This is a genomic window from Streptomyces niger (assembly GCF_000718305.1).
Taxonomy (GTDB): Bacteria; Actinomycetota; Actinomycetes; order Streptomycetales; family Streptomycetaceae; genus Streptomyces; species Streptomyces niger.
The window spans coordinates 227850-241162 of the sequence record NZ_JOFQ01000002.1 but is presented as its reverse complement, the minus strand read 5'-3'; the positions used below and the strand labels follow the sequence as shown (position 1 = coordinate 241162).

At 72.8% G+C, this 13313-nt stretch carries 12 protein-coding genes; 2 read left to right on the top strand and 10 right to left on the bottom strand.

The window, feature by feature from the left end:
* Window positions 1-207: 207 nt before the first annotated feature.
* From IF20_RS04940 to IF20_RS04930, 3 genes are all read right to left on the bottom strand, one after another.
* The gene (locus IF20_RS04940) at window positions 208-912 is read right to left on the bottom strand and encodes a LuxR C-terminal-related transcriptional regulator (RefSeq protein ID WP_052863709.1); all 705 of its coding nucleotides are present in this window, start codon (window positions 910-912) and stop codon (window positions 208-210) included.
* Window positions 909-2231, bottom strand: coding sequence for an ATP-binding protein (locus IF20_RS04935; RefSeq protein WP_052864042.1), 1323 nt, complete (start codon window positions 2229-2231; stop codon window positions 909-911). Before IF20_RS04935 ends, IF20_RS04940 begins: the two co-directional genes overlap by 4 nt.
* A 94-nt stretch (window positions 2232-2325) precedes the next feature.
* Window positions 2326-4128, bottom strand: a complete 1803-nt coding sequence (locus IF20_RS04930; protein ID WP_052863708.1) for a serine/threonine-protein kinase — start codon at window positions 4126-4128, stop codon at window positions 2326-2328.
* A 212-nt stretch (window positions 4129-4340) separates the two neighbouring features.
* Here IF20_RS04930 and IF20_RS04925 point away from each other — a divergent pair, with 212 nt between their 5' ends.
* Together IF20_RS04925 and IF20_RS04920 are read left to right on the top strand one after the other, a co-directional pair.
* On the top strand, window positions 4341-5837 hold the full coding sequence (locus tag IF20_RS04925) for a PspC domain-containing protein (RefSeq protein WP_052863707.1): 1497 nt from the start codon (window positions 4341-4343) through the stop codon (window positions 5835-5837).
* Window positions 5824-6057 (top strand): hypothetical protein, encoded by a 234-nt coding sequence (locus tag IF20_RS04920; RefSeq protein ID WP_052863706.1) that lies wholly within the window; start codon window positions 5824-5826, stop codon window positions 6055-6057. The genes IF20_RS04925 and IF20_RS04920 overlap by 14 nt, the downstream gene beginning before the upstream one ends.
* A 43-nt stretch (window positions 6058-6100) precedes the next feature.
* On the opposite strand, the gene IF20_RS04915 is transcribed toward IF20_RS04920, so the two are convergent.
* The 7 genes from IF20_RS04915 to guaA form a co-directional block, all read right to left on the bottom strand.
* Entirely contained in the window at window positions 6101-6646 is a 546-nt protein-coding gene (locus tag IF20_RS04915) for a DoxX family membrane protein (RefSeq protein WP_110943828.1), read from the bottom strand.
* A gap of 164 nt (window positions 6647-6810) precedes the next feature.
* Complete coding sequence (locus IF20_RS04910; protein ID WP_407702445.1) at window positions 6811-8151, bottom strand: hypothetical protein; 1341 nt, start codon at window positions 8149-8151, stop codon at window positions 6811-6813.
* Between the two features lie 191 nt (window positions 8152-8342).
* Window positions 8343-9128 (bottom strand): class II aldolase/adducin family protein, encoded by a 786-nt coding sequence (locus IF20_RS04905; RefSeq protein WP_052863705.1) that lies wholly within the window; start codon window positions 9126-9128, stop codon window positions 8343-8345.
* A gap of 131 nt (window positions 9129-9259) precedes the next feature.
* Complete coding sequence (locus IF20_RS04900; RefSeq protein WP_052863704.1) at window positions 9260-10144, bottom strand: 2-hydroxy-3-oxopropionate reductase; 885 nt, start codon at window positions 10142-10144, stop codon at window positions 9260-9262.
* A 54-nt stretch (window positions 10145-10198) separates the two neighbouring features.
* Window positions 10199-10828 carry a Uma2 family endonuclease gene (locus tag IF20_RS04895; protein WP_052863703.1) on the bottom strand — a complete coding sequence of 210 codons (630 nt, stop codon included), beginning with the start codon at window positions 10826-10828 and terminating at the stop codon, window positions 10199-10201.
* On the bottom strand, window positions 10825-11421 hold the full coding sequence (locus tag IF20_RS04890; protein WP_110943826.1) for a Uma2 family endonuclease: 597 nt from the start codon (window positions 11419-11421) through the stop codon (window positions 10825-10827). Before IF20_RS04890 ends, IF20_RS04895 begins: the two co-directional genes overlap by 4 nt.
* Before the next feature lie 110 nt (window positions 11422-11531).
* Entirely contained in the window at window positions 11532-13115 is a 1584-nt protein-coding gene (gene guaA, locus IF20_RS04885; protein ID WP_052863701.1) for a glutamine-hydrolyzing GMP synthase, read from the bottom strand.
* Window positions 13116-13313 lie beyond the last annotated feature (198 nt).

The following is a 13313-nucleotide window of genomic DNA, read 5'->3' as shown; positions in this document are numbered from 1 at the left end:
GCGTCCGTCACTGCGCCCACCTCCACCTGGGGTGCCGGCCGGGGTCACCGCTGAGGTGCCCGGTTGGTGACTTCCAAGGTATGACCGGTCGGTCGCCCGGTAGTGACGAGCGACGGAACACCTCAGGACATCGGGTCGCCTTCATCGAGCGGCCCCCGGCGGGCCGGGCGGGCGCGTACACTGCCCGCCCCGCCGCGGAGGCCGGTGTCAGATCAGGCGGCGGGCCGTCGCCCAGCGCGTCAGCTCGTGCCGGTTGGAGAGCTGGAGCTTGCGGAGGACCGCCGACACGTGCGACTCGACCGTCTTGACGGAGATGAACAGCTGCTTGGCGATCTCCTTGTACGCGTAGCCGCGGGCGATCAGCCGCAGCACCTCGCGCTCGCGCTGGGTGAGGCGGTCGAGGTCCTCGTCGACGGGCGGGGCGTCCGTCGACGCGAAGGCGTCGAGAACGAAACCGGCCAGTCGCGGGGAGAAGACCGCGTCCCCGTCCGCGACCTGGAAGATCGCGTTCACCAGGTCCGTGCCGGTGATCGTCTTCGTGACGTAGCCGCGCGCGCCGCCCCGGATGACGCCGATGACGTCCTCCGCCGCGTCGGACACCGACAGGGCCAGGAAGCGGACCGGGCGCTCCGGGTCGGCCATGAGCGACGCGGACCGGCGCAGCACCTCCACCCCGCCGCCGCCGGGCAGGTGCACGTCCAGCAGTACGACCTCGGGCCGAGTGGCCGTGATGACCGTGACCGCCTGGTCGACGTCGGCGGCCTCACCGACCACCTCGACGCCGGTCACGTCGGTCTGCCCGATCTCGGCCTGGACGCCCGTACGGAACATCCGGTGGTCGTCGACGAGGACCACCCGCACCCGCCGGGCCTCCCCCGCGCCGCTCCCCTGTGCTGCTTCGGTGGCGTTCACTCCGCGACCCTCTCCATGTCCAGTTCCACTACCGTCCCCCCGTCCGGGGCCGAGCGCAGCCGCGCCGTACCGCCGTTGCGCTGCATCCGCCCGATGATGGACTCCCGTACGCCCATCCGGTCCGCCGGCACCGCGTCCAGGTCGAAGCCGGGCCCCCGGTCGCGTACCGAGACGAACACCGACCGGCCCTCCACCTCGGCGTAGACCTGCACCGCGCCGCCGCTGCCACCGTACTTGGCGGCGTTGACCATCGCCTCGCGCGCGGCCTGCAGCTGGGCACCGAGCTTCTCGTCCAGCGGGCAGTCGCCGACGACCACGACCTCGATCGGCACGCCGTGCGCGTCCTCGACCTCGGCGGCCGCTCGCCGGACGGCGTCCGCCAGGCGGTCCGGCTCCTCGTCCTCGTCCTCGTCCTTGCCGCGGCCCTCCGGCTTGTACAGCCAGGCGCGCAGCTCGCGTTCCTGGGCGCGGGCGAGGCGGGCCACTTCGCGGGGGTCGTCGGCGCTGCGCTGGATGAGGGTGAGGGTGTGCAGGACGGAGTCGTGGACGTGGGCCGCGACCTCGGCGCGCTCCTGTGCCCGGATGCGCATCAGGCGCTCCTCGGAGAGGTCCTGCATCATGCGCACGAGGTAGGGGCCCGCGAGCAGGGCGATGCCGACGACGACGGCGAGGGCTGCCTGCAGGACCGAGCCGAGGTTCCGGACGGAGCCCTGGAGGATCACGATCGCGGTGACGCCGATGCCGACCAGGAGGACGCCGGCCGCGCCGCGCACGAAGGGCAGCACGCCCTTCCTGCGGCCGAGCTCCAGCCACTGGGCGCGGCGGGCGTTGTCGGCCTGCCGCCACACGAGGGCGACGCCGGCGCCGATGAGGAGGACCGGCCACAGGTAGGCGTTGGCCTCCCCGAGCCGGAAGTTCGACGCGAGCACGGAAGCGCCGATGACCAGGGCGATCAGCGCGAAGAGCTGCCCCTTGTCGGGGCGGCGCAGGCGGCGGGGGCGCCGCCCGTCCGGGGCCGCGCCTTCGGGGGCGTACGGGCCGTACGCGGCCTGCCGGTGGGCGTCGACGCCGCCGACCCCGAGGGGCACGAAGAACCAGAACACGGCGTACAGAAGGGCGCCCATGCCCTGTGCCACGAAGAGCGCGACGAACACGATCCGCACCCAGGAGACGGGCAGCCCCAGATGGCCGGCCAGGCCGCGCGCGACGCCCCCGAGGAGCCGGCCGTCGGCGCTGCGGTAGAGGCGGCGCGGGGGGCGGTCGGCGGGGTCGGGCACCGGGGCGTACGGGCCCTCGGTACGGGGCGGAGCGGTCGTCATGCTCCCGATCGTCACACGCGGACGGAGCTCCGGGCATCAGGGTCGACCCTGATCGTCCCCTGATCGGCCCGGGGCCCTGGAGGGAGAGGCGCGCTCAGTCGGCCGGCTGCTTGTCGCGGAAGCCGTCGCGGGCCACGTTGAAGACGTTCTGGTAACGCGCCCACTGGGCCTTCGGCGCGGACAGGTAGAGGGCGTACTCGCTCTCCCCCTCCTTGCCGAAGCCGAGGTCGATCGCGCGGAAGTCGCGCACCCGGCCCTTGAAGGTGAACTCCCAGACGGCGGCGGGCTGCCCCTGGAACAGGGTGTCCTGGAGGCGCAGCCGTTCGTACCCCTCCGACTTGGCCTTGAGCTGCTGCTCGACCTGCTCGAAGTGGCGGACGTGGTTGGAGCTGGCGAACCCCAACACGCTGACCTTCAGGCCGACGAGTCCGGACGGGTGGAGGTAGTCGACCTCGTTGCGGTTCGGCATGGCCTGGCGGGTCCAGCCGTTCGGTACGGGGAAGGAAACGCCCATCTTCTTCTCCGTGACCAGGTGGTAGCCCTTGGGGACCTTCGGCGGGTCCAGGCTCGCGGAGGCGGACGGCTCGGCCGGCGCGCCGGTCTGCGGCGCCGCCTGGACGCCACCACCGTCCCCCAGGACGCGCACCAGTCCGGCCGCGACCGCGCCTGCGGCCACGACGGCCGCCGCGCCCCACAGGACGAAGCGCAGCGGACGGCGGCGGGTGGCAGCCGCCGGGCCGCCCACGAGGACGGGACCGGTGGTGTCGGTGTCACGCTGCGCGGGGACGGAGGGGAAGCCGCCGCTGCCGGGGACGGCACCCGGGCGAGTGCCGGTACCCGTACCCGTATCGGTACCGACACCACTACCGGTATCGGTATCGGTGCCCCTGGCCCTGCCCGCACCCATGTCGAGGGTGCCGGACCCGGTCGCCGTCGCGGCTCCCCGCCCGATGCCCAGGCCGGCTTCCGCGCCGGTGCCCGCGGCCGCCGGGCCGGCCCCGCTGCCCGTTCCCGCCGTCGTGAGGCCCTCGACGGTGAGCAGCTCGGTCATCGCCTCGGAGGCAGGCGCGCGGAGGGCCCGTTCGACGGTCTCGGCGGACGGGCGGTCCGACGGCTCCTTCGCGAGCAGCGCCTCGATGAGGGCCGTGAGCGGACCGGCGTTGCGGGGCGGGTCCAGCGGGTCGACGGCGATCGCGTACGCCGTCTCGACCGCGGTGTTCTTGCGGAACGGGGGCCGACCCTCGACCGCCTGGTACAGGGTCGCGCCCAGCGCCCACAGGTCCGAGGCCGGGCCGGGGGTGCCGCCCTTGACGCGCTCGGGCGCCAAGTAGTCGATGGAGCCGACCAGTTCGCCGGTCTTGGTGAGGGTGGACGTGCCGCTGGCCACCGCGATCCCGAAGTCGGTGAGCACCACCCGGCCGTCCTCGCCGAGGAGGACGTTGCCGGGCTTGACGTCGCGGTGCAGGACGCCCGCCGAGTGCGCGGCGCGCAGCGCGGCGATCATGCCGCGGCCGATGCGCGCCACCTCGGCGAGCGGTACGCCCTCGCCCGCGAGGACGGCTTCCTTGATGACGTCGCCGAGCGTCACGGAGGGGACGTACTCCATGACGATGCAGGGCAGCCCCGCGTCGTCCACCACGTCGTGGACGCCGACGACGTTGGAGTGGTTGATGCGCGCGGCGGCCTGGGCCTCGCGGCGGGTGCGCTCGTTGCGCATGGCCAGTTCGTCCGGCTCCAGCTGGAGCGAGGAGGCGTGCAGGCGCTTGACGGCGACCTGCCGGCCGAGCAGTTCGTCCTGGGACCGCCAGACGGTTCCCATGCCGCCCTGGCCTATGCGTTCGAGCAGGCGGTACCGCCCGGCGACCAGCCGACCCTCGTCCACCGCAGCCTCCGACACCGCACGCCCTCCGGCTCCCCCACAACCCGTCAGAGGACAACGATAGTCAACGGAACCTCACCCGTAACGGGCCGGTCGTGCTCGGCCGCTCTCCGGACCTCGAAGAATGCCGGAGGTGTCAGGAGTGTCGGGGATGCACCGACCCGGATCTCAGGGGCCGGCCAGGGTTGTCACTGATGCCGGGCGACGATTCCGCTTGCCACCATGGGCGCATGAACGACGCTTCCCCTCCCGGGCCGGCGCACGGCGCGACCGCCGATCCTCCGCCCCCGCCGCCACCCCCGTTGCGGCGCAGCCGCACCAAGGTGGTCGGTGGGGTCTGCGGCGGCCTGGGGCGGCACTGGGACCTGGATCCGGTCATCTTCCGGATCGTGCTGGCCGTACTGGCGGTCAGCAGCGGCATCGGCCTCATCGTGTACGGCCTCGCCTGGCTGCTGATCCCGATGGCGGGCGAGGACGAGAACGAGGCGCGCCGGCTGCTGTCCGGGCGTGTCGAGGGGACCGCGCTGACCGCGATCCTGGTCGCGCTGGTCGGCTGCGGGCTGTTCCTGTCGGTGCTCGGCCGGGGCGGCGGCATGGCGTTCACGGTCATGCTCGCCCTCGCGGTGGCCGGGTCGGCGTACTGGTCGAAGCAGCGGCGGACCGCGGCGCAGGGCACCGGCCCGGTGGACCCGGCGACGGCGCAGGCCGTGGCGGACGCGCCGCCCGAGACGCAGGCGCCGCCCGCGCCCGGCTCCCCTTCGTGGTGGCGCGACCCGCTGGCCAAGGAAGACCGGCCGCCGGGCACGCACGCCGGCCGCACCGGCTACCTGTGGGGGCCCGCGGACACGCCGCCGTACGAAGCGGCGACGGCCGGCGGGTACGCCGCCGGGCCGTACCGGAGCCGGGCGCACACCGACGGCCCCGGTACGGGCGCCACGGTGCGGCCGGATGTCCGGGAGCGGCGGCCGAAGCGGACCGGGCGGTCGATCGGCGGCCTGACGTTCCTGCTGGCACTGCTCGCCGGCGCGGTGGCCACGACCGCCACCTGGCGCGACGCCTCGGTGCCGGCGAGCCTGCAGGCGGGGCTGGCCGCCGCACTGGTGGTGTTCGGGCTCGGCCTCGTGCTGAGCGCGTGGCGCGGCCGGACCGGCGGCGGCACGGTCTTCATGGTGGTGGTCACCGCACTGCTGCTGGGTGCCACGGCCGTCCTGCCGCGCAACATCACGACCGACTGGGACGTCCGCACCTGGCTCCCGTCGACGGCTGCCGACGTCCGCCCGTCCTACGAACTGGGCGCGGGACGCGGCCACCTGGACCTCAGCGCGCTGCGGCCGGAGCGGGGGCAGACGATCCGCACGCACGCCGAGGTCGGCGCCGGGCTGCTGCGCGTGACGCTGCCGGACGGCGTACGGGCGCGGGTGCACATCGAGGTCGGGCTCGGCGACATCCAACTTCCGGGCGAGACGCCCGACAACCCCGACAACCCCGATAACCCCGATAACCCCGACAACATGGACGTGGCCTCGCACCGCAGCCGTACGGTGACGCTGCCCGCGCACGGCCTGAAGAAGGGCGAGCGGCCGCGCGGCACCCTGGATCTGCGGCTGGAGGTGGGCCTCGGCCAGGCCGAGGTGGACCACCTGCCGTCGACGAACCCGCCGCGCGCGCCGGAGGCACCGGCAGCGCCCGGCACACGAGAGGAGGTGGCCGATCGTGCCGCGGCATGAGTTCCAGCCCGCGCGGCTCGTCACGGGCCTGACCGCGCTCGGCATCGGCGGCGGCTACCTGCTGGACTCCGCGGGGCGCGTCGACGTACCGGGCGCCTGGCCGCTGATCGCCCTGCCCGCCGGACTGTTCCTCTCGGGCGGCGTCTCCGCGCTGTACGGCCTGGCCCGCCGCCGGCGGCGCGGCACGGAACTGCCGCCACCGGAGCACGGCGCCGGCTGACCGCGCCGCACCGCGCCGTACCGCGCAGCCGGCAGCGCTGCCGTCAGCCGATGAGGTGGCGGCCGAAGCGGCGGCGTCGTCTCGCGTAGAGGGCGTCGACGGAGAGGTACGGCGTGCCGGCCAGCACCAGCGGCAGCCACGCCATCAGGTACGCCAGGTCGTTCCCGAAGTAGTACGGCGAGGTCGACCAGCTGACGGTCAGCCAGAGGCTCAGCGAGATCAGCGCGCCGCCGCACGCCGCGAGCCGGCCGAGGACGCCGAGGAGCATGCCGAGGCCGACCGCCAGCTCGCCCGCCGCGATGGCGTAGCCGAAGCCGGCGGGGCTGTGGAGCGCCAGATCGACCAGGGCCGGCACGCCGGCGGAGTCCCGCGCCTGGCGCATCGTCTCGCCGATCGAGCCGGTGCCGGAGGCCGCGAAGAACCCCGGCTCGGTGAGCTTGTCCAGGCCCGCGTAGACGAAGGTGACGCCGAGGAAGATCCGCAGCGGCAGCAGCGCGTACCTCCCGAGCGTGGCGCGCAGCCCGCCCGGGCCGTGCCCCCCACCGGATCCTCCGTGGTCGATCGCGAGCGCCCTGCCCGTGTGCACCATGATGTCCTCCCGCCTCTGCGTCGCCACCCGGCGCGGACGATTCTGCCCACGGGCAGGCGTTCGAAGACTGATACGGACCGGGCGGCACAGAACGTTCAACGGAACCGGGCGAAACAGGATGCGCCCGGCATCCCCGTGTCACTCCTGCATGTCACACGTGCGCGTCATTCCTGGACGAACAGGGGGTAGGCGGCGGACTCGACGCCGGCCGCCGTGATGACGCGTACCTCCGCGCGGCCCGGTTCCACGTCGGCCGGCACCGGCACGACCAGCACGCCGTCCGAGGGGTTCGCGAAGCCGCCCGGCACCGGCACCAGCGGCACCTGCACGTCGACCCCGCCGATCCGGACGACCGTACGGGCCAGCCGGTGCGGCGGCTGCGCGCCCGGCGGCACGAAGCCGCTGCCCCGGATCTCGATGTCGTCGCCGGTGCGCACCGGCCCGTCCAGGCCGCCGATCTCCCGGGCCCGCACGACGGAGAGCACGACCGGGCGGCCGCCCTCCGCGTACTTGCCCGCCAGATACGTCGCCGCGCTGACCGCCGCCAGCGCCACCAGCCCCCACGGGAGGTCCGGGAGCCGGTCCGGCTCGACGGCGAGCCGGACCGCGGCGAAGACCACGGCGACCGCGTTCAGCAGCAGGTACTGCGCGTCCGCGAAGCTGCCGCGGCCCGCGTCGTCGGTCAGCAGGTCCCCGGCGCGCGGGCATTCGGCGGGGACCTTCTGCTGCCGCCCGGCACGGACGCGGACGGACACCAGCCGGGCCGCGGCGACCGCGACGGCACAGGCGATCGCCACCACGGTCAGCAGCCCGGCGCCGCGCGCGAGGCCGAAACCCGCCAGCAGCCGGTGGCGCGCGGCGGCGTCCGGGGCCGACGCCAGCCGGACCGCCCACATCAGGACGAGCCACCCGGCGGGCAGCAGCCAGGCCGTGGCGACCGTACGGGAGGTCGACAGCCGCCCGTCCTCGCCGACGACGGGCGCGAGAAGACCGCCGTGTTCGCGGTGCCGGCGGACGAGCACCGTGAGCAGCGCGGCCGGCGCGACGGCCGCCGCCAGCGCCGCCGTACGGGAGTCCGTCCAGCCCGCGCCGATCGCGGTGAGCGCCTGCCCGAGCAGCAGGGCCCCGACCGCGCCCCACAGGACGAGGGGCGCGCGGCGCCGGACCGCTTCGCCGCGGGCGCGGCCCTCGGCGGCGGCGCGTTCGGCGACGGCCCGCGCGGACTGGGCGAGTTCGTCGGAGATCCACTGGCGCGCCGCGCCCGCGGAGTGCACCAACCCTGCCGGTACGCCGCGGCCGGCGGCGAAGTCCTCGCGCAACGCGAGGAACGCGGCGACCGCCTGCCGGTGGCCCGTACGGGCGCCGTGCGGGCAGTCCCCGCAGTCGCACGCCGTCCGCGCGCCCGCGGCCGCGCCCTCTTCCGCGGTCGGGGCCGTCCGGCCGTACCCGCCCGCCGTGGCCTGCCCGTGCTGCCCGGCCTGCCGGCCCGCCGCGTCCACCGACACTGTTCCGTACCGCCCGCTACCCGTAGTCGCCGTGCACCGCTCCCGGTTGGCAGCGTTGGCTGCGCATTGTGCCGAGCGCGCGTGGCCGGCGCCAACCGCGCTGCTCCAGAGGGTGCGGGCGGGCGGCGCCCGGCCGCCCGCCCGAAGAGGTCCTCCCGCCCGAAGAGGTCCTCCTGGCCGAAGAGGTCCTCCTAGCCGAAGAGGTCCGGCTCCTCGCGACTGATCTGCTGGAACAGTGGCTGGTAGTTGATCCACGCCACCAGGTCGCTGCCGAGCTGCTCCCGAGTGCGCAGCGCGTCGCCGTGGTCGATGCGGACGGGCTTGCCCGCCGCCTTCGCGGTCAGCTGCACCTGGCAGGAACGTTCCATCGCGAGGAACCACCAGGCCGCGGCGTCCACGGAGTCGCCGACCGTCAACAATCCGTGATTGCGCAGGATCACCGCCTTGTGCGGGCCGAGCGCGGCCGCGATCCGCCGCGCCTCCGCCTCGTCCACGACCACGCCCGTGTACGCGTCGAAGAGCGCGTGGTCCTCGTAGAACGCACAGACGTCCTGCGTGATCGGCTCCAGCAGCTCACCCAGCGAGGCCAGCGCCCGGCCGTACGTGGAGTGGCTGTGCGCCACGGCGACGACGTCCGGGCGGGCGGCGTGGATCTGCGCGTGGAGCGCGAAGGCCGCCTGGTTGACGTGGTGGCGGCCCTCGACGACCTGCCCCCCGCTGTTCACGAGGAGCAGGTCGCTGACGGTGACGTGCCGGAAGGACATCCCGAAGGGGTTCGCCCAGAAGCAGTCGCGGAACTCCGGGTCCCGGACGGTGAAATGGCCCGACACGCCTTCCTCGAAGCCGTGCCGCCCGAAGAGCCGCAGCGCCGCGGCGAGCCGCTCCTTGCGGTACCGGCGCTCCGCCTCGACGGTCGGGTACGTCGGGGGCATCGCGAACTGCAGCTGTTCGATGGGTATCGGCGTCGGTTCGGGCATTCCGGCTCTCCCTCGTGTGTGGCTCGCAGGGAAGCTACGCCGGGGTGCGTGAAGAGACCAGTGAGGAGGCGGGCGGTTGCGGTGGAGGTGGTGTGAACCCACCTCTTCCCGACCCCCGCCCCCTCTTCCCGCTACTTCTCGTCCTCGCCGCTCAGCAGGCGGACGCCGCGGAGCAGCGCCGAGTGGTCCAGCTCGCCGTCGCCGCGGGCCACGGCGGAGGAGACGAGCTGGGCGGCGGTGGCGCCGACGGGCAGCGTCGCGCCGACCGCGCGGGCGGCGTCCGTGACGATGCCCATGTCCTTGTGGTGCAGCGCGAGCTTGAAGCCGGGGCGGTAGTCGCCCGCCAGGAAGTTGGCCATCTTGCGGGTGAGGACGGCCGAGCCGGCGAGCCCGCCGTTCAGCACCTCCAGGGCGGCCGGCAGGTCCACGCCGGACTTCTCCAGGAAGCCGATGGCCTCCGCGCAGGCCTGCAGGTTCACGGCGACGATCAGCTGGTTGGCGGCCTTCACGGTCTGGCCGGCGCCGTGCGGGCCGCAGTGCACGATCGTCTTGCCCATCGCCTCGAACACGGGCCGGGCCGCCTCGAAGTCGGCCTGCTCGCCGCCCACCATGATCGAGAGCACGCCCTCGACGGCACCGGCCTCACCGCCGGAGACGGGCGCGTCCAGCACCCGCACGCCGTGCTCCTTGGCCCGCGCGGCGAGGTCGATCGAGGTCTGCGGGGTGATCGAGGACATGTCGATCAGCAGCGCGCCGTCCCTCGCGTGCGCGAGGATGCCGTCGTCGCCGTACGCGACCTCCTCGACCTGCGGCGATGCGGGCACCATCGTGATGACCACGTCGGCGTCCCGGACGGCCTCGGCGATGCTCGCCGCCTCCGTCCCGCCCGCCTCGACGAGCGCGCCCGCCTTGCCCGGGCTGCGGTTCCACCCGCGCACGGTGTGCCCGGCCTTCGCCAGGTTGACCGCCATCGGGCTGCCCATGATCCCGAGTCCGATGAAACCGATGGTGCTCATGGAGTACGCCCCACTTACTTCCGCATTGCGGAGTTCTGATGCCGTAGTACGGAATCAATTTTCCGCGGCACACCCCGGACCGTCAACAGCCGACCGTTCACCACGCCTGCTGTCGATCGCTGTCACGTCGATGTCGACGGAAAAGGGGGCCGCCAGCTCCAGGTGGTCGCGCTGAATTCCGATGAGGCCGTAATTCCTGGTCGCCGGGTCGAGCTCGTAGACATGGACGAAGGGCTGCCCGCCCCTCCGCTCGGCCCGCCAGAAGTGCGGAATACCCACTGCAGCGTACTTGCGAGGCTTGACGTCGCGGTCCCGTTCCGCGGAATCGACCGAGACGGCCTCGACCGCCAGGAGGACGTCCTCCGGCCGCAGCCAGGTGTCCTTCGGGCCGGTATCGGCACCGGCCGTGGCCACCAGGACGTCGGGCGCGACGCGGTTGCGCTCGTCGAGTTTGACGTCGAACTCCCGGAAGACCTCGAACTCGTCCGGCACCTGGCCCACCAACGCGTGTTCCAGCAGGCTCAGCATGCGGGAGTGCCACACCGTCTGCGGGTCGAGGGCCACGAGGTCCCCGTCGAACAGCTCGGTACGCCGGGGAAGGTCCGCCAGCCGGTCGAGATCGTCCGAGGTGAAGCCGCCCGACGGGGGAACGGGACGGGGCGACCACCATTCAGACCATGTCACAGGTGCTCGATCTCCGCGAGGTCGATGTCGATGTCGAAGGGGGTGGCGAGCTTGAGGCGGTCGTGGTGCACACCCGAGGGGTGGTAGGTGCGGCTCTTCATGTCGAGTTCGTAGGTGTGCACGACCGGGCGGCGGCCCGCACCAGCCTTCTCGACCCGCCAGAAGTACGGGATTCCGGCGCCCGCGTACTTGTGCGGCTTGGTGTCGCGGTCCCGGGCCTCGGATTCCGGGGAGACCACTTCGACGGCGAGCATGACGTCTCTGGCTTGGAAGTGCGCCTGATCGTCGTTCCGCAGCGCCACGGCTCGTACGACCGAGATGTCCGGCTCCGGCCCGTTTCGCTCGTCGATGGCCATGGCCATCTCGCGCACGACCAAGAGCTCAGGGGGCACGGTGCGGCGCAGCCCGTTCACCAGAAAATCGATCACGACGCTGTGAAAATAGCGCTGTGGGCTCACAAAAATCAGGCTCCCGTCGAGCAGCTCAGTGTGCGGCGGGAGGTCGGGCAGCGTCAGCAGGTCGTCCACGGTGTAACCGTCCTGCGGCGGCACCGGCCAGTGGTGCTCGGTCTCGGCGGTCATGAGTCCTCCCATGGACGGGATTCTGGGCCGTGCCGTCAGCGTACCCAGCACATACGACGACGCCGCCACCCAAACGAATGAGCGGCGGCGTCGTGGTCGGCCGGGAGCGTCCTACCGAAAGGTCACTCCCACTCGATGGTGCCCGGGGGCTTGCTGGTGACGTCGAGGACGACGCGGTTGACGTCGTTGACCTCGTTGGTGATGCGGGTGGAGATACGGCCCAGCACGTCGTACGGCATGCGGGTCCAGTCGGCCGTCATGGCGTCCTCGGAGGAGACCGGGCGCAGCACGATCGGGTGGCCGTAGGTGCGGCCGTCGCCCTGGACGCCGACCGAGCGGACGTCGGCCAGCAGCACGACCGGGCACTGCCAGATGTCGCGGTCCAGGCCGGCCGCGGTCAGCTCCTCGCGGGCGATGGCGTCCGCCTCGCGGAGCAGGTCCAGGCGCTCCTTGGTGACCTCGCCGACGATGCGGATGCCCAGGCCGGGGCCGGGGAACGGCTGGCGCTGGACGATCTCGTCGGGCAGGCCCAGCTCGGAGCCGACCATCCGGACCTCGTCCTTGAACAGCTGGCGGAGCGGCTCGATGAGCTGGAACTCCAGGTCCTCGGGGAGGCCGCCCACGTTGTGGTGGGACTTGATGTTGGCCGTGCCCGTGCCGCCGCCGGACTCGACGATGTCCGGGTAGAGGGTGCCCTGGACCAGGAACTCGACCGGCTCGCCCGGGTCTGCCTCGGCCACGATCTCGGCCTGGGCCTGCTCGAAGACGCGGATGAACTCGCGACCGATGATCTTGCGCTTCTGCTCGGGGTCGGAGACCCCGGCGAGGGCGTCCAGGAAGCGCTCGGAGGCGTCGACGACCTTCAGCTGGACGCCGGTGGCGGCCACGAAGTCCTTCTCGACCTGCTCGGTCTCGCCCTTGCGCATCAGGCCGTGGTCGACGTACACGCAGGTCAGCTGGTCACCGATGGCCTTCTGGACCAGCGCCGCGGCGACCGCGGAGTCCACGCCGCCGGACAGGCCGCAGATCGCGCGCTTGGAGCCGACCCGCTCGCGGATCGCGGCGACCTGCTCCTCGATGATGTTGCCCATCGTCCAGTTGGGCTCGATGCCGGCGCCGCGGTAGAGGAAGTGCTCCAGTACCTGCTGGCCGTGCGTGGAGTGCATCACCTCGGGGTGGTACTGCACGCCGTACAGCTTCTTCTCGTCGTTCTCGAAGGCCGCGACCGGGACGACGTCCGTGGAGGCGGTGACCGTGAAGCCCTCGGGAGCGGCGGAACAGGCGTCACCGTGCGACATCCACACCTGCTGCTCGGCCGGGGTGCCTTCGAAGAGCGTCGAGGCGTTCTTGGAGACGGCCAAGGCGGTGCGGCCGTACTCACGGGCGCCGGTGTTGTCCACCGTGCCGCCGAGCTTGATGGCCATCAGCTGGAAGCCGTAGCACATGCCGAAGATCGGGACACCGGCCTCGAACAGGGCACGGTCGAGGCTGGGTGCCCCCTCCTCGTAGACCGACGACGGTCCGCCGGAGAGGATGATGGCCTTGGGGTTCTTCGCGAGCATCTCCTCGACCGGCATGGTCGAGGGAACGATCTCGCTGTAGATCCGCGCCTCGCGGACCCGACGGGCGATGAGCTGGGCGTACTGCGCGCCGAAGTCGACAACGAGGACGACATCCGGGGCGGCGGCGGGGGGCGCTGCTGGCACTTCGGCGGCCTTCCGGCGGTGGTGGAGCTACGGGGTTGTGCTTTCGATTCTACCGGGCACATACTGAGGACCATGTTCACGCAGCTGACCTTCGTCTTTACCTATGGCACCGGCCCGTCCGGCTGCCACAGGTCGCGCTGCACGAACCGCTGACACCAGCGACAAGCGACTTCCCAGGCGCCCCGGGCCGTACAAGGC